The sequence below is a fragment of the Pseudomonas sp. No.117 genome (assembly GCF_054558395.1).
The window spans coordinates 136,091-160,504 of sequence record NZ_BAAJNP010000004.1 but is presented as its reverse complement, the minus strand read 5'-3'; the positions used below and the strand labels follow the sequence as shown (position 1 = coordinate 160,504).

The following is a 24,414-nucleotide window of genomic DNA, read 5'->3' as shown; positions in this document are numbered from 1 at the left end:
TCTTACCCGGCGGGACGGCCCGCCACCTTCGAGGATGCCTCGAATGTTCACCACCCTGCTCATCGCCAACCGTGGCGCCATTGGCTGCCGAATCCAGCGCACCCTGCGCGAGCTGGGCGTCGCCTCGGTCGCCGTCTACAGCGAAGCCGACCGCGCCAGCCGCCATGTCAGCGGTGCCGACCAGGCCTTCAGCCTCGGTGAGGGCGCCGCCGCGGCGACCTACCTGGACACCGCCAAGCTGCTCGACGTGGCTCGCCGCAGCGGCGCCCAGGCCATCCACCCCGGTTATGGCTTTCTCTCGGAGAACGCCGCCTTCGCCGAAGCCTGCGAGGTCGCCGGCATCGCCTTCGTCGGCCCTACCCCCGAGCAACTGCGCACCTTCGGCCTCAAGCACACCGCGCGCGCCCTGGCACGGGCCCAGGGCGTGCCCCTGCTGGAAGGCACCGAGCTACTGGAAGACCTGGCCGCCGCGCTGAGCGCTGCCGAGCAGATCGGCTATCCGGTGATGCTCAAGAGCACTGCGGGCGGCGGTGGCATCGGCATGCGCGTCTGCCGCTCGGCCAGCGACTTGAGCGAGGCCTTCGACGCTGTGCGCCGCCTGGGGCAGAACAACTTTAGTGACGCCGGCGTCTTTCTGGAGAAATACATCGAACGGGCGCGGCACCTGGAGGTGCAGGTGTTCGGCGATGGCCAGGGCGAGGTGCTAGCGCTGGGGGTGCGCGACTGCTCGGTGCAGCGGCGCAACCAGAAGGTACTGGAAGAAACCCCCGCGCCCAACCTGCCGGCCGGCATGGCCGAGGCGCTCTGCGCCGCCGCCCTGGCCCTGACCCGCGCGGTGGGTTATCGCAGCGCCGGTACCGTGGAATTCGTCTACGACAGCGCCGCCGACCGTTTCTATTTCCTGGAGGTGAACACCCGCTTGCAGGTCGAGCACGGGGTCACCGAGCAGGTCTGGGGCGTCGACCTGGTGCGCTGGATGATCGAACTGGCGGCCGGCGAACTGCCGCCGCTGGCCGAGCTGGCCCAGGGTCTCCATCCCGCGGGTCATGCCATCCAGGCGCGCCTCTATGCCGAGGACCCGGGCCGCGATTTCCAGCCGAGCCCGGGCTTGCTCACCCAGGTCGACTTCCCGGCCGCGGACGGCCGCGCCCTGCGCCTGGATACCTGGGTCGAGGCTGGCTGCGAGATCCCGCCCTACTTCGATCCCCTGGTGGCCAAGCTCATCGCCTGGGCGCCCGACCGCGACGCCGCTCGGCAGCGCCTCGACCAGGCCCTGGCCGAGACCCAGCTCTACGGCGTGGAAACCAATCGCGACTACCTGCGGCAGATCCTCGCCGCTGCACCCTTCACCAGTGGCCAGCCCTGGACCCGCTGCCTGGAAGGCCTCAGCTACCAGGCGACCACCCTGGAGGTGCTCAGCGCCGGCACCCAGACCACGGTGCAGGATGCCCCCGGTCGACTCGGCTACTGGTCGGTGGGGATTCCGCCGTCCGGCCCCATGGACGACCGCGCCCTGCGCCTGGGCAATCGTCTGCTGGGTAACGACGAGCGCGCCGCCGCCCTGGAAATCACCCTGGCCGGCCCCACCCTCAGATTCAACACCGCGGCCGTGGTGGCCATCACCGGCGCGGCCCTGCCGATCCTGCTGGATGACCAGCCCCAGGCCATGGACAGCGTCTTCCGGGTACCGGCCGGTGCCACCCTGCAATTGGGCGCCATCGAGGGCGCGGGTGCGCGCAGCTACCTTTGCCTACGCGGCGGCCTGGATCTACCCGAATACCTGGGCAGCCGCAGCACCTTCACCCTCGGCCAGTTCGGTGGTCATGGCGGCCGCGCCCTGCGCGCAGGCGACGTGCTGCATTTCCATGCCCTGAGTGACCCGAGCACGGGCGCCCGTCTGCCGGAGGCGCTGACCACGCACCTGCACGCCACTCGGACCCTGCGCGTCATCTACGGTCCCCATGGCGCGCCGGACTATTTCAGCCCGGCCTATCTCGACCTCTTTCTCGCCACCGACTGGGAGGTGCACTTCAATTCCAGCCGCACCGGGGTAAGGCTGATCGGACCCAAGCCGGAGTGGACGCGAGAGGACGGCGGTGAAGCCGGTCTGCATCCCTCCAATATCCACGATAATCCCTATGCGGTGGGCGCCGTGGATTTCACCGGCGACATGCCGGTCATCCTCGGCCCGGACGGGCCCAGCCTGGGCGGCTTCGTCTGCCCGGTCACGGTGATCGAGGCCGATCTCTGGCAACTGGGCCAACTCAAGGCCGGTGACCGGGTGCGCTTCCTGCCGGTGGACCTGGCCACAGCGCGGCGTCTGCAGCAGGCACGCCTGGCCGAGGAAAGCAGCTTGCAGCCGCAGGCGGAGATCGCCATCACGCCCGAGCGCGGCGATCCCGTGGTGCTGGACCTGGGCCAGGGCGCCGAGCGCCTGGTGGCGCGGCTCTCCGGGGACACCCATCTGCTGTTGGAGATCGGCCCAGCGGAGCTGGACCTGGCCCTGCGCTTTCGCGGCCATGGGCTGATGCAGGCGCTGGCCGCCCTGGCGCTGCCCGGCCTGTGCGAACTCACCCCTGGCATCCGCTCGCTGCAGGTGCACTACCAGCCCGAGGCGCTGCCGCTGCCCGAGCTGCTGGCGGCGGTCGGTCGCTGCTGGCAGGCGCTGGGCGATGCCCAGGACCTGCGGGTGCCCTCGCGCATCGTCCACCTGCCGCTATCCTGGGACGATCCGGCCTGCCGCCTGGCCATCGAGAAGTACGCCACCACGGTACGCAAGGACGCGCCCTGGTGCCCGAGCAACCTGGAATTCATCCGTCGGGTGAATGACCTAGACTCCCTGGAGGCGGTCAAGGGCATCGTCTTCGACGCCAGTTACCTGGTGATGGGGCTGGGCGATGTCTACCTCGGGGCACCGGTCGCCACCCCGCTCGATCCACGGCATCGGCTGGTGACCACCAAGTACAACCCGGCACGCACCTGGACCGCGGAAAACTCGGTGGGCATCGGCGGCGCCTATCTGTGCGTCTATGGCATGGAGGGACCGGGCGGTTACCAGTTCGTCGGTCGTACCCTGCAGATGTGGAATCGCTACCGCGAGGTCGAGGCCTTCCAGGGCCAGCCCTATCTGCTGCGCTTCTTCGACCAGATCCGCTTCTATGAGGTCTCGGCCGAGGAGTTGCTGCGCATCCGGGCGGATTTCCCCCTAGGGCGCGTGCCGCTACGTATCGAGGACAGCGAGCTGTCGCTGGCCGACTACCAGGCCTTCCTGGCCCGCGAAGCCGAGGGCATCGCCGCCTTCCGCAGCCGCCAGCAAGCCGCCTTCGCCGCCGAGCGGCAACGCTGGATCGACTCCGGCCAGGCGCATTTCGACAGCGTCGAGCCCCTCGCCGAGCCGACCACGGACGCGCCGCTCACGGCTGGCCAGCAGGCACTGGAAAGTCCGGTGGCCGGCAATCTCTGGCAGGCGCAGGTCCAGCCTGGCGACCAGGTGGACGCCGGCCAGCCGCTACTCGTCCTTGAATCCATGAAGATGGAAATCCCCCTGCTCGCTCCCTGCAGCGGCCGGATTCGCGACCTCCATGTCCAGCCCGGTTCGCCGGTCCGCGCCGGCCAGCGCCTGCTCGTCATCGACCAGAATTGAAGGAATCCGCCATGACATTCGACCTGCGCCTCGCCACCCTGCGCGCCGCCTATGCCGCCGGTACCCGGACGCCACGGGCTCTCGTGGCCGAACTTCTGGAAAAAGCTGAGCAGCTGAACCCTGAGTATCGGCTATTCATCCACCTGCTGACCCCGGCGGAACTGGAGCCCTATATGGCCGCACTCGACGGCCGCGACCCGGCCGAGCTGCCGCTGTACGGCATTCCCTTCGCGCTCAAGGACAATATCGACCTGGCCGGCATCCCCACCACGGCGGCCTGCCCGGCCTACGCCTATGTGCCCGAACGCTCCGCCACCCTGGTGGAGCGGCTGGTGGCCTTGGGCGCCATACCCCTGGGCAAGTGCAATCTCGATCAGTTCGCCACCGGCCTCAACGGCACCCGCTCGCCCTATGGCGCCTGCCGCAACAGCGTCCATCCGGATTACCCGTCCGGAGGCTCCAGCGCCGGTTCGGCACTGGCCGTGGCCCTGGGCGTCGCCAGTTTCGCCCTGGGTACGGATACCGCTGGCTCCGGGCGGGTGCCGGCGGCGCTGAACAACCTGGTCGGCCTCAAGGGCAGCAAGGGGCTGCTGTCCACCGCTGGCGTGGTACCGGCCTGCCAGACCCTCGACTGCGTGACTTTCTTTACCGCCACCGCCGCCGAAGCCAGCGAGTTGCTGGCCCTGGGCGCCCAGCCCGACCCGCGCGATCCCTATAGCCGCGCCAATCCGCAGTGGAACGACGCCAGCGCCTTCGGTACGCCGCGCCCCTTCCGTTTCGGCGTGCCGACCCAGCTGGAATTCCTCGGCTGCCCGGAAAGCCCCACGCTGTTCGCAGCGGCCAAGGCCCAGCTGGAAGCCCTGGGTGGTGAAGCCGTGCCGCTGGATCTTGCACCCTTTCTGGAAGCCGCCCGCCTGCTCTACGAAGGCCCCTGGGTAGCCGAGCGCTACGCCGTGGCCGGCGCCCTGATCGAGGCTGATCCGGAGGCGGTGCTGCCAGTGATCCGTGCCGTGCTGGAGAAGGCACCCGACGCCTCGGCGGTGGACGCCTTCCGCGCCGGCTACCGGCTACAGGCACTCAAGGCTCAGTGCGATGCCCTGCTCGCCGAGCTGGACTGCGTACTTACCCCGACCTATCCCCGGCCGGTCACCCTCGCCGAGCTGGCCGCCGAGCCGGTGGCACGCAACGCTGACCTCGGCTACTACACCAACTTCATGAATCTGCTGGACTACGCGGCGGTGGCGGTGCCCGCCGGGGTGATGAGCAACGGCCTGCCCTGGGGCGTGACGCTGTTCGGCCGGGTGTTCACCGACCAGTACCTGCTCAGCCTGGCGGCGGCGCTGCAAGAGAGCCAGGGCCTGCCGCTGGTGGGCGGGACTCTGCCGGACGCCGCCCTGCCCGCCCGCACCGCGCGCCATGATCGCGCCCGCCTGGTGGTCTGCGGCGCCCATCTGCAGGGCCTGCCACTCAACGGCCAACTACTCGCCCGCGGCTCCCGCCGCCTGGCCCTGACCCGGAGCGCGCCGCGCTATCGCCTCTATGCCCTGGCTGGCGGACCGCCCTTGCGGCCCGGCATGGTAAGGGTCGAGCAGGATGGAGCAGCCATCGAGGTGGAAGTCTGGGAACTGCCCAGCAGCGAACTGGGCAGCTTCCTCACCGGCATCCCCGCCCCGCTCGGCCTGGGCAAGGTCGAGCTGGCCGACGGCAGCTGGGAAACCGGCTTCATCTGCGAGCCCTATGGCCTGGCGGGAGCCGAGGACATCACCGCCCATGGCGGCTGGCGTGCCTGGCTGGCGGCGGGTAAAGGCAGCTAGTACGCGCCTGAGGGGCCTCTAATCGAGAGCGCGGACCTGCAATCCTTGCCCGCGCTCTTCGGCCACCAGGCGACAGGCCTCAGGCCGCTCCAGCAGATAAGCGGCCACCGCCGGCTCCAGCACCCGCCGCAGGCGCCGGACGAGGTCGCGGGCGCCGAAGCGGGCGTCGTGTCCCTGGCAGAGCAAGGCCCTGGCGCCCTCATCCAGCTCCAGGCTGCGCCCGCGGCGGCCCAGGCGCTGGTTGAGCTTGGCCAGTTCGATATCGAGCAGGCCGGGCAGCCAGTCATGCTCGAGGCGCTGGAAGGCCAGGATCCGATCGATGCGGTTGAGGAACTCCGGGTCGAAGTGGTCGTGCAGCGCCTCTTCCAGCACGCGATCCTGGTCATGGGGCAGCAGGTTGAGCCAGCGCCGCCAGCCGTGCTCGAAGCGGGCGCGGTAGGCCTGTACGGCGCGGGCGCCCAGGTTACTGGTCATGAAGATGAGGCTGTTGCGGAAATCGAGGCGCTTGCTGCCGGCGCTGAGCACCAGCTGGCCGCTGTCGAGTACGTTTAGCAAGGTGCGGATGACCTGGCGATCGGCCTTTTCCAGCTCGTCGAACAGCACGATACCGGGGCGGCCATAGCTGCCGGCGATGGCCTCGGCATCGAACAGGGTGGTGCCTTCCTTGCTGCCCACGTAGCCGGGTGGCGCCCCGGCCAGGGCCGCGGCGTAGTGTTCCTGGGCCAGGGTGTTCATGTCGATGCGGCAGAGGGCGTCCGCGCGGCCGTGGATGGCCTGGGCCAGCAGCCGCACGATCTCGGTCTTGCCGACACCGGTGGGGCCGATGAACAGGCTGACGCCGAGCGGCCGCTCCGGATCGCCGATGTCGGCCTTGACCACCTTCAGCAGCGCCTCTACCTGGTCGAGCACGGCATCCTGGCCGAGGATGCGCCCCCGCAGCAGCGCCATCACCGCCGCCGGCTCGAAGAGGAAGCGCGAGGGCAGTGGCGCCTGGCCCTCGGGGGCCAGCTGGCTGCGGTTGTGCTCCAACAGGTCATTGACGAATGGCATGCTCCCTCCCCGCGCGGCCTACTTCAGCCCAGCTGGCGTTCCTGGCCCGGATGGGGCAGTTCGCCCACCGGGCAGTCCGCCACCCCGATGGTGGAGCGGGTCATCCGCTCGACGTCCGCCTGGGCCTTCTGCGCATCCAGTACCCAGGTGCGGTAGAAGTCGAAGGGACAATCGGCCACGCCCTTGTCGCCATCGCCGGAGTTGTAGACGCCGGTGTAGCCGCGGTGCAGCAACTTGAACAGGTGGTTCTGCGACTGGTCGTTGGCGCGGGCGTCGCGGATCTGCGAGACCGACAGCTGGGCGTACTGGATGCCCATCTCTTCCTCACCGCATTCGCCCAGGGTGCGGCCGTCGAAGCCGATCAGCGCCGAGTGGCCGAAGTAGCTGTACACCCCGTCGAAGCCGGCAGCGTTGGCCACCGCCACATAACAGTTGTTGGCCCAGGCCATGGTCTTGGCCATCAGCACCTGCTGTTCCTTGGCCGGATACATGTAGCCCTGGCAGCGCACGATCAGTTCGGCGCCCTTCATCGCGCAATCGCGCCAGATCTCCGGGTAGTTGCCGTCGTCGCAGATGATCAGGCTGATCTTCAGGCCCTTGGGGCCTTCGCTGACGTAGGTGCGGTCGCCGGGATACCAGCCCTCGATGGGGCACCAGGGAATGCACTTGCGGTACTTCTGCACGATCTCGCCCTGGTCGTTGATCAGCACCAGGGTGTTGTACGGGGCCTTGTGCGGATGCTCCTCGTGGCGCTCGCCGGTGAGGGAAAAGATGCCCCAGGTCCTGGCCTCGCGGCAGGCGGCGGCGAAGATCGCCGTCTCCTCGCCGGGGATGGTCGCGGCGGTAGCCATCATCTCGTCGCGGTCATACATGATCCCCATGGTGCTGTACTCGGGAAACACCACCAGGTCCATGCCCGGCAGGCCAAGCTTCATGCCCTTGATCATCGCGGCGATCTGGCGGGCGTTGTCGAGGACCTCCGCCTTGGTATGCAGGCGCGGCATCCGGTAGTTGACGACAGCCACGCCGACGGTGTCGGGGCTGCTGGAGATATCGCCATGGCGCATCGGGTTGCTCCTTCGGAAGGGATGAAGCGGAGATCAGTGGCTGATCATCCAGGGCCGGGTCGACGGACTGGTCTTCAGCCCATGGGGATTGGCCTTGCTGCGCGCCACCGGCTTGCTCGGGGCGCAGCAACTGCAGCCGGCACCGTGGCTGCGCTTGGCCTGGTATTCCTCCAGCGATTGGGGCGCGTGGCGCGCCCGCTCGTTGGTCTCATGGGCGCGGCGCTGGCCGCCCGCCAGGGTCGCGAGACCCGGCGCGCTGAGGATCACCCGCGGGCTGGGCGTTGCGCAGGCGGGACAGCTGCAGGGATCGTCACGCTGGGCCATGGGCCGCAGCAGGGTGAAGTCACCGCAATGCGGGCAGTCGTATTCGTAGATCGGCATGACGAACTCCTTGGCGAGCGGGCCGCTACTTGTCGTAGGCGATGGGCATGTCGATGCTGCCGTCCAGGTAGCGGGTCGGGCCGGCGGCGCTGGGGTTGATGTCGAATTCGAAGATGTCGGTCGGCAGCCAGAGGGTGGCGCAGGCGTTGGGGATGTCGACCACCCCGCTGATATGCCCCTGCACCGGTGCCGAGCCCAGCAGCGAATAGCCCTGGGCGCCGCTGTAGCCGAATTTCTTCAGGTACTCGATGGCGTTGAGGCAGGCCTGCTGGTAGGCCAGGTTGACGTCCAGGTAGTGCTGCTTGCCGGCATCGTCCACCGAGATGCCTTCGAAGATCAGGAAGTTGTTGTAGGTGGGCACGATGGGGCTGGGCTTGAAAATGGGATTCTTGATGCCGTACTTGGCCATGCCGCCCTTGATCAGCTCGACCTTCATGTGCACCCAGCCGGCCATCTCGATGGCGCCGCAGAAGGTGATCTCGCCATCGCCCTGGCTGAAGTGCAGGTCGCCCACCGAGAGCCCGGCGCCCTCGACGTAGACCGGGAAGAATATCTTCGAACCCCGCGAGAGGTCCTTGATGTCACAGTTGCCGCCGTGCTCGCGCGGCGGCACGGTACGCGCACCGGTCGCCGCGGCGGCATCACGGGCGGCGCCGGTGAGCTTGCCCAGGTGAGCGGTGGCGGCGAACGGCGGGTTGGCCAGCGGTGGCACCCGGGTCGGATTGCTGTCGATCAACTCCTGTTCGCGGGCGTTCCAGTTGGCCAGCAGCTTGGGGTCCGGCAGGCAACCGATCAGGCCGGGGTGGATCAGCCCGGCGAAGCGCACGCCCGGGATGTGCCGGCTCTTGGTGAACATCCCTTCGAAGTCCCAGATGGATTTCTGCGCCGAGGGAAAGTAATCGGTGAGAAAGCCGCCACCGTTCTGCTTGGAGAAGAAGCCGTTGAAGCCCCACAACGAATCGGCCTTGGCACCGATGTCGAGCAGATCGACCACCAGCAGGTCGCCCGGCTCGGCGCCCTTGACCCCCACCGGACCGGACAGGTAGTGCACGGTGGAGAGGTCGACGTCGCGCACGTCGCTGGCGTCGTCGTCGTTCTTGATGGCGCCACCGGTCCAGTCGTAGGTTTCCAAGATGAAGTCGTCACCTGGCTTGACCCAGCAGGCCATGGGGATGTCGGGATGCCAGCGGTTGTGGACGTTCTCGTTCTCGGTGGCGGCCTGGGTGAGGTCGACCTGGATCAGGGTGTCGGTCATGACGAAGCTCCTTGGACCTGGTGGGTAGCCCGCGCATCGGGGCCGGGTGAGTGCCGGAGCTAGTCTTGATGCCAGGACGAAAGGGGGAAATACGTTGGATGACGTAGCGACCGCCTCAGGGCGCCCCGCATCCGCAGGTTGCAAGTGGCCACGCCCTGCGGATCGATGAGTGCGCTACAGTTCACCGGCGGCGCCCTGCCGGCCCTCATCGCCAACCCGAGGTTGGTGCAACCCGCTCATGCCTGGACCCCGTCGATGAGTGCAGAAGACTCGACCCCGCCCACCCCTTCCGACCCACTGTTCAACCTCTCGCTGGGCAAAGGCCTGCAGGTCCTGCAGACCTTCATGGCGCAGCGCAGCCTGACGCTCGGCGAGATCGCCCGGCTGACCGACATGAACAAGGCTTCCGCGCAGCGCGCCGTGCACACCCTCGAAGTGCTGGGCTACGTCGGTCGGGACCCCCACACCCGACGCTTCCGGCTGCTGCCGAAGGTCATCGAGCTGGGCTTCAACTACCTGGTGGGTCATCCCCTGGTGCGGCTGGCGCATCCCTACCTGGCGCAACTCGCCCAGGCCTCCGGCGAGACCGCCAGCCTCACCGAGCCGGTCGACCAGAGCATGGTGTACATCGCCCAGATCATGACCACCCAGACCATCCCGGTGCTCACGCCGGTGGGGATGCGCATTCCCATGTACTGCACCAGTTCGGGACGGGCCTACCTGGGGTGCCTGGACGACACCGAAATCCGGGCCGTGCTGGGCGCGGCGCCGCGCGAGGCCCGCACCCCCAGCACCCTGACCGACGTCGAGGCCATCCTCACCCGCATCCAGACCGCTCGCCACCTGGGCTACGCCATCAATTGCGAGGAACTGTTCCTCGGCGACATGGGCATCGCCGCCCCCATCGTCGACCGGCACGGCGTGCCGGCAGGCGCCGTGCACCTCTCGCCGCCGACCAGCCGCTGGACCCTGGAAGAGGCGACGCAGCGCCTCGCGCCCCTGGTGCGCGACTGCGCCCGCAGCATATCCGAGTCCCTCGCGCACTAACGGCGCACGGCACACGGGTCTGCGCACCGTTTTGACTGGGGCCAGACCGGCGGGTCGCGCACCCGGTTGGTCCTGAGAGACGTCTGGCTCGCCGCCCAGCCACAGGCGACTGCCAAGTTGAATCGATAATCGATACCTATCTATCGATTGGCACGTGCGTTGCTTTTTCACCCTCAGCCAACTTCAACCGATGAGGGATACCGATGAGCGATGACACCAACCGTTCCGCGCCGCTTGCCCGGCTTGCCGGGCTGACCCTCGCCCTGGCCTGCGCCCTCGGCGGCAGCAGTCTGGCCGCAGCGCAGGAGAAGACCCTGCGCATCGCCATGACCGCCGGGGACATCCCCCGCACCCTGGGCCAGCCGGACCAGGGCTACGAGGGCAATCGCTTCACCGGTATCACCCTCTACGACGGCCTGACCCAGTGGGACCTCAGCGCGGCGGACAAGCCCAGCGTGCTCATCCCCGACCTGGCGGAATCCTGGTCGGTCGACCCCAACGACCACACCAAGTGGATCTTCAAGCTGCGCCAAGGCGTGACCTTCCACGATGGCTCGCCCTTCGATGCCAAGGCGGTGGTGTGGAACGTCGACAAGGTGCTGAACAAGACGGCGCCGCAATACGATCCCTCGCAGATCGGCGTCACGGCCTCGCGCATGCCGACCCTGAGGTCCGCCCGGGTGATCGACCCCTATACCGTCGAACTCACCACCGCCGAGCCGGACTCCTTCCTGCCCTACAACCTGACCAACCTGTTCATGGCCTCGCCGACCCACTGGCAGGCCAAGTTCGACGCCGTGCCGGCCGCCGTGACCGATCCGGCGCAACGCGCCCAGCAGGCCTGGACGGCCTTCGCCGCCGACGCCTCCGGTACCGGCCCGTTCAAGATGGCCAAGTTCGTCCCGCGCGAGCGCCTGGAGCTGGCGGCCAACCCCGCCTACTGGGACCCCAAGCGCCGCCCGCACATCGATCACGTGGTGCTGCTGCCCCTGCCCGAAGCCAGCGCCCGCACCGCCGCCCTGATGTCCGGCCAGGTGGACTGGATCGAAGCGCCGGCGCCGGATGCCCTCGACGCCATCAAGGCGCGTGGCTACAAGATCTATTCCAACCTGCAGCCGCATCTCTGGCCCTGGCAGTTCTCCCTGCTGCCGCAGTCGCCGTTCCATGACAAGCGCGTGCGCCAGGCGGCGAACCTCTGCGTGAACCGGGACGAACTCAAGACCCTGCTCAGCGGGCAGATGGAGCCGGCGACCGGGGTGGTGGAGCCGGGTGATCCCTGGCGGGGCTCGCCCAGCTTCCAAGTCCGCTACGACGTGGCCGCGGCGCAGAAGCTGATGGCCGACGCCGGCTACTCCGCCGACCACCCGGCCAAGATCAAGGTGCAGACCTCCGCCTCGGGTTCCGGCCAGATGCAGCCGCTGCCGATGAACGAGTACATCCAGGAAAACCTCAAGCAGTGCTTCTTCGACGTGCAGTTCGACGTCCTGGAATGGAACACCCTCTATTCGAGCTGGCGCCTCGGTGCCAAGGACCCGGCGGCGCACGGCGCGGACGCGACCAACGTCAGCGCGGCGACCATGGATCCCTTCTTCGCCATGGTGCGCTTCGTCAGCAGCAAGGCCTTGCCGCCGGTCTCCAACAACTGGGGCTACTACACCAACGAGCAGACCGACCAGCTCATCGCCAAGGCCCGTACGTCCTTCGATGAACAGGCGCGCAACCAGGCCCTGGGCGTACTGCACGCCAACATCGTCGACGAGGCGCCCTTCCTCTTCGTCGCCCACGACGTCGGCCCGCGCGCCCTGTCGCCGAAGATCGGGCATGTGGTGCAACCCCGCAGCTGGTTCATCGACATCGCCACCATGACCATGGACTGACGCCGCCTGAACCGCCCCCCGGGGCGGTCAGCCCCGTGCCTCGCCGGCACGGACTCCCGCAGGCACAGGCCCGGAGGCTTACCACCATGCTCGGCTATCTGCTTCGCCGTCTGCTCTATGCACTCCCCATCATGCTCGGGGTGGCCTTCCTCTGTTTCATGCTGGTGCACATAGCACCGGGCGATCCGCTGGTGTCCATCCTGCCCGCGGATGCCTCGGCCGAACTGCAGCGGCAGATGATGAGGGTCTACGGCTTCGATCGACCGCTGCCGGAGCAATTCCTGCGCTGGGTATGGCGCGCCCTGCACGGCGACCTGGGCACCTCCATCGCCACCAGCCGACCGGTGACCGGGGAGGTGCTCAAGGCGGTCGGCAACACCCTGATGATCGCCCTCCTCGCCAGCCTGATCGGCTTCAGCCTGGGCTCGCTGTTCGGCTTCGTCGCCGGCTACTTCCGCAACTCCTGGGCCGACCGCCTGGCCTCGCTGGTATCGGTCATCGGCGTCAGCCTGCCCAACTACTGGCTGGGCATGGTGCTGGTCATCGTCTTTTCCGCCCAGCTGATGTGGCTGCCGGCCACCGGCGCCGGACCGGGCGGATCCAGCGACTGGCGCTGGGACTGGGCCCACGTCCAGTACCTGATCCTGCCGGCGGTGACCATGTCCTTCATCCCCATGGGCATCGTCGCCCGCACCGTGCGGGCCCTGGTGGCCGACACCCTGGCGCAGGAATTCGTCATCGGCTTGCGCGCCCGCGGCCTGAGCGAAGGCGGGGTGCTGCGCCATGTGGTGAAGAACTGCGCGCCCACCGCCCTGGCGGTGGTGGGCCTGCAACTGGGCTACCTGCTCGGCGGCTCGATCCTGATCGAGACGGTGTTCGCCTGGCCCGGCACCGGCTTCCTGCTCAACCAGGCGATCTTCCAGCGCGACCTGCCGCTGCTGCAGGGCTCGATCCTGATCCTGGCGCTGTTCTTCGTGATGCTGAACCTGCTGGTCGACGTCCTCCAGACCGTCCTCGACCCCCGTATCGAACGAGGCTGACATGACCGCCGCCATCCAGACGTCCCTCACCCCCGCCGCGCCCGGTGTCGCACGCTCGCGCAGCCACCTCGCCAACGTGCTGCACCGGCTGGTGCGCAACCCGCTGGCGATGGTCTCGGCCAGCATCATCCTGCTGCTGATCCTCATGGCGGTGTTCGCCCCCTGGATCATGCCCCACGATCCCTTCGCCACCTCGATGCTCAAGCGGCTCAAGCCCATCGGCACGCCGGGGCTGCCGCTGGGCGGCGACGAACTCGGCCGGGACCTGCTCTCGCGGCTGATCCTCGGCGCCCGCCTGTCGCTGTTCATGGGCATCGCCCCGGTGATCCTGGCCTTCGTCCTCGGCGGCACCCTCGGCATCGTCGCCGGCTACGCCGGTGGCTGGCTGAACACGGTCATCATGCGCTGCATCGACGTGCTCTACGCCTTTCCCTCGGTGCTGCTGGCCATCGCCCTGTCCGGCGCCCTGGGGGCGGGCATCACCAATGCCCTGGTGTCCCTGACCATCGTCTTCGTGCCGCAGATCGCCCGCATCGCCGAGAGCGTGACCACCGCGGTGCGGCGCAGCGACTACGTGGACGCGGCGCGGGCCAGTGGCGCCTCGGCGCTGCTGATCGTGCGTAAGCACGTACTGGGCAACGTGATAGGGCCCATCTTCGTCTATGCCACCAGCCTGATCTCGGTGTCGATGATCCTGGCCTCGGGGCTGTCGTTCCTCGGCCTCGGCGTCAAGCCGCCCGAGCCCGAGTGGGGGCTGATGCTCAATACCCTGCGCACCGCCATCTACAGCCAGCCCTGGGTCGCCGCCCTGCCCGGCCTGCTGATCTTCATCACCTCGGTGTCCTTCAACATGCTCGCCGATGGCCTGCGTTCGGCCATGGAGGTCAAGCAATGAACCGGTCTCCCGCTCCTGCCCCGGTCGACCGGCGCGACCTCGGCGGCCCCGCCCAGCCGCTGCTGATCGTGCGCGACCTGAAGAAGCATTTTCCCTTGCAGAAGACTGGCTTCAGCCTGCGGCGCGAACGCCTGGCGGTGCGCGCGGTGGACGGCGTGAGCTTTACCCTGCTCAAGGGCGAGACCCTGGGCGTGGTGGGCGAATCCGGCTGCGGCAAGTCCACCACCGCCCGGCTGCTGATGCAGCTTACCCGCCAGGACAGCGGCGAGCTGGTGTTCGACGGCCAGACCGTCGGCGAGGTGTTGCCCCTGCGCGACTATCGCCGGCAGACCCAGATGGTGTTCCAGGACAGCTACGCCTCGCTCAATCCGCGCATGACCATCGAGGACTCCATCGCCTTCGGCCCGAGCGTGCATGGCGTTTCCCGCGCCGAGTCCCTGATTCGCGCCCATGACCTGCTGGCGCGGGTCGGACTGGAGCCGAGTCGCTTCGCCGGGCGCTATCCCCACGAGCTGTCCGGTGGCCAGCGGCAGCGCGTCAATATCGCCCGGGCGCTGGCGCTGGAGCCGCGACTGATCATCCTCGACGAATCGGTCTCCGCGCTCGACAAGTCGGTGGAGGCCCAGGTGCTGAACCTGCTGGCGGATTTGAAAGAGGCGCTGGGGTTGACCTACGTCTTCATCAGCCATGACCTCAATGTGGTGCGCTACGTCTCCGACCGGGTGCTGGTGATGTACCTCGGCGAGGTGGTCGAGGTGGGCGAGGCCGAGGCCCTGTTCGAGCGGCCCCTGCATCCCTATACCCGGGCACTGCTGCGCTCCATGCCCAGTACCGATCCCCTGCACCGGACCGAAGAAGCGCCGCTGGCGGGCGATCCGCCCAATCCCATAGCGCCTCCGCCCGGCTGCCGTTTCCATACCCGCTGCGAACATGCGCAAGCCGTCTGCGCCCAGCGCGCGCCGCGCTTCGCCGAGACCGAGCCGGGACGCAGCGTGGCCTGCCTGCGTTACGAGCCGGACTCCGGCTACGTCCTGGCCGCCACCCCTACCCTGGAGGCAAGCCATGTCTGAAGCCCTCATCCAGCTGCGTGACCTGCACGTGGAATTCCACCCGCCGGGCAAGCGCATCCAGGCGGTCAACGGTGTGTCCCTGGAGGTCGGCCAGGGCGAGGTGCTGGCGCTGATCGGCGAGTCCGGCTCCGGCAAGAGCGTAACGCTGCGCGCCCTGATGCGGCTGCATCCGGAAAAGACCACCCGCTATGCCGGCGGCCTGCAGATCGCCGGGGAAGATGTGCTGGCCCTATCCAGCAAGGCACTGACCCGGCTGCGTGGCAAGCGCGTCGCCATGATCTTCCAGGAGCCGCTGCTGGCCCTCGACCCGGTGTACACCCTGGGGCAGCAGATCAGCGAGGCCATCCGCCGCCACGAGGGGCTGAGCAAGGCCGAGGCCCGGGCTCGGGCCCTGCAGCTGTTCGAGCGGGTACGCATCCCCAGCCCGGAACGTCGCCTCGACGCCTTCCCCCATGAGATGTCCGGTGGCATGCGCCAGCGCGCCATGATCGCCCTGGCGCTGGCCTGCAATCCGCAGGTGCTGCTGGCCGACGAGCCGACCACGGCGCTCGACGCCACGGTGCAGATCCAGATCCTGCTGTTGCTGCGCGAGCTGCAACGCGAGCTAGGCCTGTCCATCGTCTTCGTCACCCATGACATCGGCGCCGCCGCGGAGGTCGCCGACCGCATGGCGGTGATGTACGCCGGGCGCATCGTCGAGGAAGGCCCAGCGGCCGTGCTGCTGACCCAACCCCGCCATCCCTACACCCAGGCGCTGCTGAAAAGCCGTAGCGAAGGCGCCCTGCAAAAGGGCAGGCGCCTGGACAGCATCGGCGGCGCGCCGCCGGACCTGGCCCGCCTACCGCCCGGTTGTGCCTTCGCCGAGCGCTGCGGACTGGCCCAGGAACACTGCCACCAGGCGGTGCCGGAGGCGACCCCGCTCGGCCACGGCCACCGCGCGGCCTGCTGGCAACTGGCGCAGACCGCACCGCCCAGCGCCCCTCACTGAATATCGTTCGAACGCTTGCGGAGCCCCCATGAACGCCCACGCACACTGCTACCTGCCCTACCCCGCCAGTCCCGTGCCCCACGCGGACACTGGCCCTCTCGGCGGCCTGAGCTTCGCCGTCAAGGACCTCTTCGACGTCGCCGGCTATCCCACCGGCTGTGGCAATCCGCACAAGCTGGCCGCGTCCGGACTCAAGTCCAGCCATGCCCCGGTCGTCCGGCAGTTGCTGGAGGCCGGTGCCCGCTTCACCGGCAAGGTCATCACCGATGAACTGGCCTTTTCCATGACCGGCAAGAACGCCCACTTCGGCACGCCGCGCAATGGCGCCGCACCCCTGCGGATTCCCGGTGGCTCCAGCTCCGGCTCGGCCTCGGCGGTATCCAACGGCCTGTGCGACTTCGCCCTCGGCACCGACACCGGCGGCTCGGTACGGGCGCCGGCCAGCCACTGCGGGCTGATCGGCTTGCGTCCCACCCACGACCGCGTCAGCCTGGACGGCTGCATGCCGCTGGCCCACAGCTTCGATACCTGCGGCTGGTTCGCCCGCGATTTGAACACCTTCGCCCGGGTCGGCGACGTGCTGCTCGGCGCGGATCCCAGCCCCCTGCCAGCGCTGCCGCGACTGCTGCTGGCGACCGACCTCCTGGCCCTGGTCACCCCCAGCGTCCGCGAGGCCACCCGCGCCCTGCTGGACGAGCTCGAATTGCTGCCGACCCCGGTCAAGGGCGCGGTGCTGCCCCTGGACGAACTCTACTGGGCCTTCCGCCACATCCAGGGCCGCGAGGTCTGGGAGAACCAGGGTGAGTTCCTCTCGCGCCATCCGGTGCAGCTCGGTCCGGGCGTGAAGGAGCGCGTGGCCTGGGCCCAGACCCTCGACGACGGCCAGGTCGCGTCCGCCAGGCAGACGGCAGGGGACTTCGCGGAACGCTTCCAGGCGCTGCTCGGCCGGGACGGCGTGCTCCTGCTGCCGACCATGCCGGACGTCGCGCCGCTGCTGAGTACCTCGGACGAGGCGCTGGAGGACTACCGCAACCTGTCCATCCGCCTGCTCTGCCTGTCGGTGCTGTCCGGCTGTCCCCAACTCTCCCTGCCGCTGCTGCAGGTCGATGGTGCGCCCCTGGGGCTGTCGCTGATCGGCCCGCGTGGCAGCGATCTCTCCCTCATCGCCCTGGCCCGTCGCCTGACCGGCCAGCGTCTGTCCTGACTGGAGCTACCCATGACCCTGCAGATCAACTCTGACCGCCTCTGGCAGTCCCTGATGCACCTCGCCGAGATCGGCGGCACCGCCAAGGGTGGCGTCTGCCGCCTGGCGCTGACCGACCTGGACCGCCAGGGGCGTGACCTCTTCGTGGCCTGGTGCCAGGAAGCCGGGCTGGGCATACGGGTGGACGCCATCGGCAACATCTTCGCCCGTCGTGAAGGCAGCGACCCCACGCGCCGGGCCATCGCCATGGGCAGCCATATCGATACCCAGCCCACCGGCGGCAAGTTCGATGGCAACTTCGGCGTCCTCGCCGGCCTGGAGGTGCTGCGCACCCTCGACGACGCCGGCATCCGCACCGCCGCGCCCCTGGAGGTGGTGGCCTGGACCAACGAGGAAGGCTCGCGCTTCGTCCCGGTCATGATGGGCTCCGGCGTGTTCAGCGGCGCCTTCGGCCTGGACGAGGTGTTGCTGCAACAGGACATCGACGGCCTGACCGTGGGTGGTGAACTGGCGCGCATCGGCTACGCCGGCAGCCAGGCGCCCGGCGAGGTGCCCAACGGGATGTTCGATGCCTATTTCGAGGCCCACATCGAACAGGGACCGGTCCTGGAGGCCCACGACCTGACCATCGGCGTGGTTCCCGGCGCCCTCGGCCAGCGCTGGTACGACGTGGTGGTCACCGGCATGGAGGCCCATGCCGGTCCCACGCCCATGAACCAGCGCCACGATGCGCTGCTGGCGGCCGCCCAGCTGGTGCAGCGGATCAACCAGATCGCCCTCGACCACGCCCCCCATGCGCGGGCCACGGTCGGCTTCATGCAGGTGTCGCCCAACTCGCGCAACACCATCCCCGGTACGGTCAAGTTCTCCGTCGACCTGCGCGCCCTCGACGACGAAGTGCTGTCCGCCATGGACCAGGCGCTACGGGACAGCTGCGCGGCGCTGATGGCCAGCGATGCGCGGCTGGAGGTCGCCGTGGAACAGGTCGTCTACTTCAAGCCCTGTCACTTCGATGCCGACTGCATCGGGCTGGTGCGCAGCGCCGCGGACACCCTGGGGCTGGCCAGCATGGACGTAGTCAGCGGCGCCGGCCACGACGCCGTCTATCTGGCCGCGGTGGCGCCCAGCGCCATGATCTTCGTGCCCTGCAAGGACGGCATCAGCCACAACGAGCTGGAGGATGCCCAGCAGGAACACCTGGCCGCGGGCGCCAATGTGTTGCTGCACGCGGTGCTGGCCCGGGCGTCCTGAGGGATATTCTCGTGCTGTGCTTCAGAAGCGATCGTCCGAAACAGCACACGTGCAAGCGGACAGCGGACGTTCGCTATCGCGGCCATGCCGGTGCGCCGTAGCGACCGTTCCTACAGGTGAGGTACGACGGTTTATCTCGATCTTGCCGGGACTGATGGACCTGAACGCTGGCTCGGATAGCCCCCTCTCCCTTCGGGAGAGGGTTGGGGTGAGGGCGGCACCTTGCCACCAAGTCTCCAGTGGAAAAGGCTGCGCCGTTTTCCACGCTACCGTTGTATCCATAGCGATAAGGCGGTTGCTCCTATAGGCGAGCCGATACCCGTAGGAGGGTCGCTACGGCGCACCGGCATGCCCGGCGATCAATGCGTGACGAACCAGCGACGACGAACAGCCTCTCAGACCGACAGATAGCGGCTGATGGTCGCCTCGTCGACCTTGTCACGGGTCTCCTCCACCACGAAGCGGCCCTTCTCGATCACCAGGAAGCGGTCGGCGATGTCGAGGGTGAAGGACAGCACCTGCTCGGACACTACTATGGTCAGGTCCCGCATGCTGCGGATCTCCTTCAGGGTGCGGGCGATGTCCTTGATGATCGAGGGCTGGATGCCCTCGGTCGGCTCGTCCAGCAGCAGCACCTTGGGATTGGTGGCCAGGGCGCGGGCGATGGCCAGTTGTTGCTGCTGGCCACCCGAGAGGTTGCCGCCCTTGCGCTGGCGCATCTCGTGCAGCACCGGGAACAGCGCATAGAGATCGTCCGGCACCCTGCCCCTGGCCGAGGCCGGCAGGCCGGTCTGGATGTTCTCCAGCACCGTCATGTGGGAAAAGATCATCCGCCCCTGGGGCACGTAGGCGATGCCGCGCTCGACCCGCTGGTGGGTTTCCAGTGCCGATACGTCTTGCCCGTCCACTGACACGCTGCCGCTCCAGCTTGGCAGGATGCCCATGAGGCTACGGAAGAAGGTGCTCTTGCCCATGCCGTTGCGCCCCATGACGGCAACGATTTCCTGTTTCGCCACGTCCAGGCTGAGTTCGTGGAGGATGCGGCTCTGGCCGTAGCCGGAGACGAGGTTCTGGATGGTGAACATGGCCGGGATCTCCGTGATCGGCTGCGTGAATTGGGGATAGCCGGGGTCTCAAAACCTGTTCACGATCTCGCGAGCTAGAGACAAACAAGACCTAGGCGGCCCCGCGAAAATGCCTGAGGAAGCGGATCAGACTCGCGCTCGAGTTTACGAGTGGTAAACGAGCATTCCGACGGGGCTGGCCTTCCAGGGCATTTTCAACGCCGTTTGGCCGACGCGCAGCAGATCGTGAACAGGTTTTCAGTGCCCCAGGTACACCTCGATGACCTTGGGATCGCCCTGCACCGCCTCCATGCTGCCTTCGGCCAGCACCTTGCCCTGGTGCAGCACCGTGACCTTATGGGCGATGCTCTTGACGAACTCCATGTCGTGTTCGATGACCAGCACCGAGCGCCCCTGGCTGATGCGATTTAGCAACTCGGCGGTCTGGGACCGCTCGGACACGCTCATGCCCGCCACCGGCTCGTCGAGCATCAAGAGTTCCGGGTCCTGCATCAGCAGCATGCCGATCTCCAGCCACTGCTTCTGGCCGTGGGAGAGCAGGTCCGCCTGCTGGTGCAGCAGCTCGGCGAGAAAGATCTGCTCGGCCACCTCCGCTACCCGGGCGACCACTGCCGCGCTGCGCTTGAAGAAGAGCGCGCCGAACACCTTGCGGCCTTCCGGATAGGACATCTCCAGGTTCTCGAACACCGTGAGGTTTTCGTAGATCGAGGGGTTCTGGAACTTGCGACCGACGCCGGCACGGACGATGTCGAATTCCTTCATTTTGGTCAGCTCGCGGCCGTTGAATTCGATGCTGCCGGCGGTGGCGCGGGTCTTGCCGCAGATCAGGTCGAGTACCGTGGTCTTGCCGGCGCCATTGGGGCCGATCACAACGTGCACCTCGTTGCGGTCGACATAGAGGTTGAGGTCGTTCACCGCCTTGAAGCCGTCGAAGGAGACGGTCAGGCCTTCGATGGCCAGCACCGGCTTGGCCAGCTGGAAACCGACGGGACTGGTGTTCATGGCGTAGTCTCCAGCGGGGATGGCTTGGCAGCGGTGGGCTTGGCCGGTGCGGCGACGGTGCGGGCCGGCTGGCGTCTGAGGCGGGCGATCAGGGGCAGGCCATGGCTCTTCCACAGACCGGCGAGGCCATTGGGGAAGTAGAGGACCACCGCGATGAACAGCCCGCCCATCAGGTACAGCCAGAGTTCGGGGAAGGACTCGGAGAAGTAGGTCTTGCCGAAATTCACCAGCAGGGTGCCGTACACCGCGCCGAGCAGCGACAGGCGCCCGCCGACGGCGGCGAAGATCACCATCTCGATGGAGGGCACGATGCCGACGAAGGACGGCGACATGAAACCCACCTGCAGGGCGAACATGGCCCCGCCCACCGCCGAGAAGGCCGCGGCCACGCAGAACACGAAGATCTTGAAGCTGGCCACGTCGTAGCCGGAGAAGCGCACCCGCTCTTCCTTGTCGCGCATGGCCACCAGCAACCGGCCGAGCTTGGAGGCCAGCACGAAGCGGGCGAGCAGGATGCAAGCGAACAGCAGGCCGGCGTTGATGAAATAGAGGGTGACCTTGGCGCTGTCCGGGCGGATATCCCAGCCCAGTACCGTCTTCAGGTCGGTGATGCCGTTGACCCCGCCGGTGAGGCCCTGCTGGCCGATGATGAGGATGCTCAGGATGGCGGCGATGGCCTGGGTGACGATGGAGAAATAGACGTCCCCGACCCGCCGCTTGAACATCGCCATACCGATGATGAAGGCCAGTAGCGCCGGTACCACGACGACCGCCACCAGGGTGAAGCCGAAACTGTGGAACGGCTGCCAGAGCCACGGCAGTTCGGTGATCTGGTTCCAGTCCATGAAGTCCGGAATGCCGGGGGTGGACTGGATCTTGGTGCTCACCGGGTCCGAGGCCTCCAGCTTGAGGAACATCGCCATGCAGTAGCCGCCGAGGCCGAAGAAGATCCCCTGGCCGAGGCTGAGGATGCCGCCATAGCCCCAGCACAGCACCAGGCCCACGGCAACGAAGGCATAGGTCAGGTACTTGCCGACCAGATTGAGGCGGAAGGTATCCAGCGCCAGCGGGAACACCACCAGGATCAGCACGGCCAGCACCAGCAGGCCAAGGGCGCCCTGGCGACCGCCGAGCAGGTTGTCGATTGCCTTGTTCATCTCGCGCTCCCTACTTGCGGACTTTTGCCGAGAACAGCCCCTGGGGCCGCAGCATCAGGATGAGGATCACCGCCGACAGGGTCAGCACCTTGGCCATGGAGCCGGAGAGGAAGAACTCCAGCAGCGATTGCGCCTGGGCGATGCCGAAGGCCGAGGCGATGGTGCCGAGCAGGCTGGCCGCGCCACCGAACACCACCACCAGGAAGGTATCGACGATGTACAGCGAGCCGGCGGTGGGGCCGATGGAGCCGATGGTGGTGAAGGCCGCGCCGGCCACCCCGGCCACGCCGCAGCCCAGGGCGAAGGTCATACGGTCCACCCGCCGGGTATTGATGCCCACGGCACGGGCCATCAGCCGGTTCTGCACCGTCGCCCGGACCTGCAGGCCCCAGCGCGAGCGGTACAGCATGAGGAACAGGGTGATGGTCAGCAGTACCGTCACCGCCATCACGAAGAGGCCGTTCTTGGGAATGTCGATGCTGGCGGTCGGGCTCCAGGAGCCCATCAGCCATTCCGGCATCTCGGCGCTCACCTCACGAGCGCCGAATACCGAGCGAAACAGTTGCTGCAGGATCAGCGACAGGCCCCAGGTGGCCAGCAGGGTGTCCAGCGGCCGCTGATACAGCCGGCTGATCATCGCCCATTCCACCAGCCAGCCGATGGCGCCGGCGACGAAGAAGGCCAGGACGATGGCGAAGAAGAAGTAATAGGGCTGCAAGGCGGGGAAATGATGCTGGATCAGCGTGGACACGACATAGGTGGTGTAGGCGCCGACGGCGAGGAATTCGCCATGGGCCATGTTGATCACCCCCATCTGCCCGAAGATGATCGCCAGGCCCAGCGCCATCAGCAGCAGCACGCAGAACACCGACAGGCCGTTGAAGCCCTGCATCACGGCGATCGCGCCGAAGTCCGATAAGCTTTCCATGAGACTCTCCCGCGGAGGTGGGCGGGACCGCCGCGTGGGCGGCCCCGGTCAGACACGGCTTAGAGCGGCTGACAAAACGTAGCGAGCGGTTGTCAGGCGGGTGCGGGCGGCGCGCAGGAACCGCAGTGTACGAGCGGTACATGAGGATTCCGAGCACTGCACGCGCCCGCCTGGCGGACGCGCAGTAGGTTTGCCAGTCGCTCTACTGGTAGCCCTTGGGGAAGGGGTTGGGCTCGATCAGCTCGGGCGACTCGTAGACCACCTTGAAGGTGCCGTCCGGCTGGATCTGGGCGATGCGCGAGCGGCTCCAGAGGTGATGGTTGTCATGCACCTTCACGTAGCCTTCCGGCGCGGTCTTGAGTTCCAGGCCCGGCGAGGCCGCGACCACCTTGTCGACGTCGAAGCTGCCGGCCTTTTCCACCGCCATCTTCCACAGCCAGGGCCCGAGGTAGGCGGCCTGGGTCACGTCGCCGATCACCGCGTCCTTGCCGTACTTGGCCTTGAAGGCCTCGACGAAGGTCTTGTTGTTGGGGTTGTCCAGGGTCTGGAAGTACTTCATCGAGGAGTAGAAGCCGGCCATGTTCTCGCCGCCGATGCCGAGCATCTCGTCCTCGGTCACCGAGAGGGTCAGCAGGTTCTGCTTGGCGGAGGTGATGCCGGCCGCCTTGAGCTGCTTGTAGAAGGCCACGTTGGAACCGCCGACCACCGCGGCGAAGACCACGTCGGGCTTCTTCAGCTTGATCTTGTTGGTCAGGGAGCCGAACTGGGTGCCGCCCAGCGGGTAGTACTCCTCCCCCACCACCTCGCCGTGCAGCACGTTCTCGATGTGCTTGCGGGCGATCTTCATCGAGGTGCGCGGCCAGATGTAGTCCGAGCCCACCAGGTAGAAGGTCTTGGCGCCCTTCTCCTTGGCCAGCCAGTCCAGCGCCGAGAGGATCTGCTGGGTGGCTTCCTGGCCGGTGTAGAAGACGTTCTTCGACTGCTCCAGGCCCTCGTAGAAGGTCGGGTAGTAGAGCAGGCCGTTGTCCTTCTCGAAGATCGGCAGCACCGCCTTGCGCGAGGCCGAGGTCCAGCAGCCGAACACCGCGGCGACCTTGTCGGCCTCGAGCAGCTTCTTGGCCTTCTCGGCGAAGGTCGGCCAGTCGGAGGCGCCGTCTTCCTGGACGATCTTGACCTGGCGGCCGAGCACCCCGCCCTGGGCGTTGATCTGCTCGATGGCCAGGCGCTCGGCCTGGATGGCACCGGTCTCGGAGATGGCCATGGTACCGGTGGCGGAGTGCAACTGGCCGACGGTGACCGTGGTGTCGGTGACCGCCAGGCCGGTGGTATTGGCGGCGTCCGCCATGACGCCCTGGCTGAACACGCTGGCCGCCAGCAGGGACCACGCCGCGGCGCCCAGCGCCAGGCGCCGGGGAAGGCTGGATTTCACGCCCGATGATCTGTGCATCTTCTCGCTCCTCTAGGTGATTGCCGTTCGTCCCTGGTGGCCAGGACTGCGGGTTTTCGCTGCGGAGCAAGGATGGGGCGCCGGTGCCGCCCAGGAACATACGCAGGATGACGTAAGGGCCTACGTCATCTGACGTACAGCCCGCTGCAACGCCCTGGGGCATGCTCTGTCTCGCGCGCGCCCGCGCGGAGCAGGATGGCTTGAGCGCCGCAC

General features: G+C 67.6%; 19 protein-coding genes and 1 other RNA gene. 10 read left to right on the top strand and 10 right to left on the bottom strand.

What is annotated here, in order from left to right:
* Nucleotides 1–43 precede the first annotated feature (43 nt).
* Together uca and atzF are read left to right on the top strand one after the other, a co-directional pair.
* Entirely contained in the window at nucleotides 44–3,643 is a 3,600-nt protein-coding gene (gene uca / locus ACYJP6_RS10580) for an urea carboxylase (RefSeq protein WP_459474940.1), read from the top strand.
* An 11-nt stretch (nucleotides 3,644–3,654) separates the two neighbouring features.
* Nucleotides 3,655–5,457: an allophanate hydrolase gene (gene atzF / locus ACYJP6_RS10575; RefSeq protein WP_459474939.1), complete on the top strand. Its 1,803-nt coding sequence runs from the start codon at nucleotides 3,655–3,657 to the stop codon at nucleotides 5,455–5,457.
* Between the two features lie 18 nt (nucleotides 5,458–5,475).
* On the opposite strand, the gene ACYJP6_RS10570 is transcribed toward atzF, so the two are convergent.
* The 4 genes from ACYJP6_RS10570 to fmdA are packed head-to-tail and all read right to left on the bottom strand — an operon-like array spanning nucleotide 5,476 to nucleotide 9,210.
* A complete protein-coding gene (locus ACYJP6_RS10570; RefSeq protein ID WP_459474938.1) occupies nucleotides 5,476–6,507 on the bottom strand; it encodes an AAA family ATPase in 1,032 nt (343 codons plus the stop codon).
* 23 nt (nucleotides 6,508–6,530) lie between these two features.
* Nucleotides 6,531–7,574 carry an aliphatic amidase gene (locus ACYJP6_RS10565; protein ID WP_459474937.1) on the bottom strand — a complete coding sequence of 348 codons (1,044 nt, stop codon included), beginning with the start codon at nucleotides 7,572–7,574 and terminating at the stop codon, nucleotides 6,531–6,533.
* Between the two features lie 33 nt (nucleotides 7,575–7,607).
* Nucleotides 7,608–7,955 carry an FmdB family zinc ribbon protein gene (locus ACYJP6_RS10560; protein WP_459474936.1) on the bottom strand — a complete coding sequence of 116 codons (348 nt, stop codon included), beginning with the start codon at nucleotides 7,953–7,955 and terminating at the stop codon, nucleotides 7,608–7,610.
* 25 nt (nucleotides 7,956–7,980) lie between these two features.
* Nucleotides 7,981–9,210, bottom strand: a complete 1,230-nt coding sequence (fmdA, locus tag ACYJP6_RS10555; protein ID WP_459474935.1) for a formamidase — start codon at nucleotides 9,208–9,210, stop codon at nucleotides 7,981–7,983.
* A 255-nt stretch (nucleotides 9,211–9,465) separates the two neighbouring features.
* Here fmdA and ACYJP6_RS10550 point away from each other — a divergent pair, with 255 nt between their 5' ends.
* The 8 genes from ACYJP6_RS10550 (at nucleotide 9,466) to ACYJP6_RS10515 (ending at nucleotide 18,582) form a co-directional block, all read left to right on the top strand.
* A complete protein-coding gene (locus ACYJP6_RS10550) occupies nucleotides 9,466–10,257 on the top strand; it encodes an IclR family transcriptional regulator (RefSeq protein ID WP_459474934.1) in 792 nt (263 codons plus the stop codon).
* Nucleotides 10,258–10,460: 203 nt separating this feature from the next.
* Nucleotides 10,461–12,134, top strand: coding sequence for an ABC transporter substrate-binding protein (locus tag ACYJP6_RS10545; protein WP_459474933.1), 1,674 nt, complete (start codon nucleotides 10,461–10,463; stop codon nucleotides 12,132–12,134).
* 86 nt (nucleotides 12,135–12,220) lie between these two features.
* Nucleotides 12,221–13,174: an ABC transporter permease gene (locus ACYJP6_RS10540; protein ID WP_459474932.1), complete on the top strand. Its 954-nt coding sequence runs from the start codon at nucleotides 12,221–12,223 to the stop codon at nucleotides 13,172–13,174.
* Nucleotide 13,175: 1 nt separating this feature from the next.
* Nucleotides 13,176–14,069 carry an ABC transporter permease gene (locus tag ACYJP6_RS10535; protein ID WP_058784481.1) on the top strand — a complete coding sequence of 298 codons (894 nt, stop codon included), beginning with the start codon at nucleotides 13,176–13,178 and terminating at the stop codon, nucleotides 14,067–14,069.
* Complete coding sequence (locus ACYJP6_RS10530; protein ID WP_459474931.1) at nucleotides 14,066–15,139, top strand: ABC transporter ATP-binding protein; 1,074 nt, start codon at nucleotides 14,066–14,068, stop codon at nucleotides 15,137–15,139. Before ACYJP6_RS10535 ends, ACYJP6_RS10530 begins: the two co-directional genes overlap by 4 nt.
* On the top strand, nucleotides 15,132–16,127 hold the full coding sequence (locus ACYJP6_RS10525) for an ABC transporter ATP-binding protein (RefSeq protein WP_459474930.1): 996 nt from the start codon (nucleotides 15,132–15,134) through the stop codon (nucleotides 16,125–16,127). The genes ACYJP6_RS10530 and ACYJP6_RS10525 overlap by 8 nt, the downstream gene beginning before the upstream one ends.
* A gap of 28 nt (nucleotides 16,128–16,155) precedes the next feature.
* On the top strand, nucleotides 16,156–17,331 hold the full coding sequence (locus tag ACYJP6_RS10520) for an amidase (protein WP_459474929.1): 1,176 nt from the start codon (nucleotides 16,156–16,158) through the stop codon (nucleotides 17,329–17,331).
* A gap of 12 nt (nucleotides 17,332–17,343) precedes the next feature.
* Complete coding sequence (locus ACYJP6_RS10515; protein WP_459474928.1) at nucleotides 17,344–18,582, top strand: Zn-dependent hydrolase; 1,239 nt, start codon at nucleotides 17,344–17,346, stop codon at nucleotides 18,580–18,582.
* 395 nt (nucleotides 18,583–18,977) lie between these two features.
* Here ACYJP6_RS10515 and urtE read toward each other — a convergent pair whose 3' ends face one another.
* The 6 genes from urtE to urtA form a co-directional block, all read right to left on the bottom strand.
* Complete coding sequence (gene urtE / locus ACYJP6_RS10510) at nucleotides 18,978–19,667, bottom strand: urea ABC transporter ATP-binding subunit UrtE (RefSeq protein WP_459474927.1); 690 nt, start codon at nucleotides 19,665–19,667, stop codon at nucleotides 18,978–18,980.
* Between the two features lie 237 nt (nucleotides 19,668–19,904).
* Nucleotides 19,905–20,669, bottom strand: a complete 765-nt coding sequence (urtD, locus tag ACYJP6_RS10505) for an urea ABC transporter ATP-binding protein UrtD (protein ID WP_459474926.1) — start codon at nucleotides 20,667–20,669, stop codon at nucleotides 19,905–19,907.
* Nucleotides 20,666–21,826: an urea ABC transporter permease subunit UrtC gene (gene urtC, locus ACYJP6_RS10500; RefSeq protein WP_459474925.1), complete on the bottom strand. Its 1,161-nt coding sequence runs from the start codon at nucleotides 21,824–21,826 to the stop codon at nucleotides 20,666–20,668. The genes urtD and urtC overlap by 4 nt, the downstream gene beginning before the upstream one ends.
* A 10-nt stretch (nucleotides 21,827–21,836) precedes the next feature.
* Nucleotides 21,837–22,754 carry an urea ABC transporter permease subunit UrtB gene (urtB, locus tag ACYJP6_RS10495; RefSeq protein WP_309761875.1) on the bottom strand — a complete coding sequence of 306 codons (918 nt, stop codon included), beginning with the start codon at nucleotides 22,752–22,754 and terminating at the stop codon, nucleotides 21,837–21,839.
* 66 nt (nucleotides 22,755–22,820) lie between these two features.
* Nucleotides 22,821–22,896: non-coding RNA, sX9 sRNA (locus ACYJP6_RS10490), on the bottom strand.
* Nucleotides 22,897–22,956: 60 nt separating this feature from the next.
* A complete protein-coding gene (gene urtA / locus ACYJP6_RS10485) occupies nucleotides 22,957–24,201 on the bottom strand; it encodes an urea ABC transporter substrate-binding protein (RefSeq protein WP_459474924.1) in 1,245 nt (414 codons plus the stop codon).
* Between the last annotated feature and the right edge of the window lie 213 nt (nucleotides 24,202–24,414).

Bases quoted from the DNA above. Each gene is read 5' to 3' on its own strand.
- ACYJP6_RS10520 (WP_459474929.1), top strand. From the start codon at position 16,156: ATGAACGCCCACGCACACTGCTACCTGCCCTACCCCGCCAGTCCCGTG.
- ACYJP6_RS10535 (WP_058784481.1), top strand. From the start codon at position 13,176: ATGACCGCCGCCATCCAGACGTCCCTCACCCCCGCCGCGCCCGGTGTC.
- urtB (WP_309761875.1), bottom strand. From the start codon at position 22,754: ATGGAAAGCTTATCGGACTTCGGCGCGATCGCCGTGATGCAGGGCTTC.
- ACYJP6_RS10545 (WP_459474933.1), top strand. From the start codon at position 10,461: ATGAGCGATGACACCAACCGTTCCGCGCCGCTTGCCCGGCTTGCCGGG.
- urtD (WP_459474926.1), bottom strand. From the start codon at position 20,669: ATGAACACCAGTCCCGTCGGTTTCCAGCTGGCCAAGCCGGTGCTGGCC.
- uca (WP_459474940.1), top strand. From the start codon at position 44: ATGTTCACCACCCTGCTCATCGCCAACCGTGGCGCCATTGGCTGCCGA.
- urtC (WP_459474925.1), bottom strand. From the start codon at position 21,826: ATGAACAAGGCAATCGACAACCTGCTCGGCGGTCGCCAGGGCGCCCTT.
- ACYJP6_RS10525 (WP_459474930.1), top strand. From the start codon at position 15,132: ATGTCTGAAGCCCTCATCCAGCTGCGTGACCTGCACGTGGAATTCCAC.
- atzF (WP_459474939.1), top strand. From the start codon at position 3,655: ATGACATTCGACCTGCGCCTCGCCACCCTGCGCGCCGCCTATGCCGCC.
- ACYJP6_RS10560 (WP_459474936.1), bottom strand. From the start codon at position 7,955: ATGCCGATCTACGAATACGACTGCCCGCATTGCGGTGACTTCACCCTG.
- urtA (WP_459474924.1), bottom strand. From the start codon at position 24,201: ATGCACAGATCATCGGGCGTGAAATCCAGCCTTCCCCGGCGCCTGGCG.
- ACYJP6_RS10565 (WP_459474937.1), bottom strand. From the start codon at position 7,574: ATGCGCCATGGCGATATCTCCAGCAGCCCCGACACCGTCGGCGTGGCT.
- fmdA (WP_459474935.1), bottom strand. From the start codon at position 9,210: ATGACCGACACCCTGATCCAGGTCGACCTCACCCAGGCCGCCACCGAG.
- ACYJP6_RS10550 (WP_459474934.1), top strand. From the start codon at position 9,466: ATGAGTGCAGAAGACTCGACCCCGCCCACCCCTTCCGACCCACTGTTC.
- ACYJP6_RS10515 (WP_459474928.1), top strand. From the start codon at position 17,344: ATGACCCTGCAGATCAACTCTGACCGCCTCTGGCAGTCCCTGATGCAC.
- ACYJP6_RS10540 (WP_459474932.1), top strand. From the start codon at position 12,221: ATGCTCGGCTATCTGCTTCGCCGTCTGCTCTATGCACTCCCCATCATG.
- urtE (WP_459474927.1), bottom strand. From the start codon at position 19,667: ATGTTCACCATCCAGAACCTCGTCTCCGGCTACGGCCAGAGCCGCATC.
- ACYJP6_RS10570 (WP_459474938.1), bottom strand. From the start codon at position 6,507: ATGCCATTCGTCAATGACCTGTTGGAGCACAACCGCAGCCAGCTGGCC.
- ACYJP6_RS10530 (WP_459474931.1), top strand. From the start codon at position 14,066: ATGAACCGGTCTCCCGCTCCTGCCCCGGTCGACCGGCGCGACCTCGGC.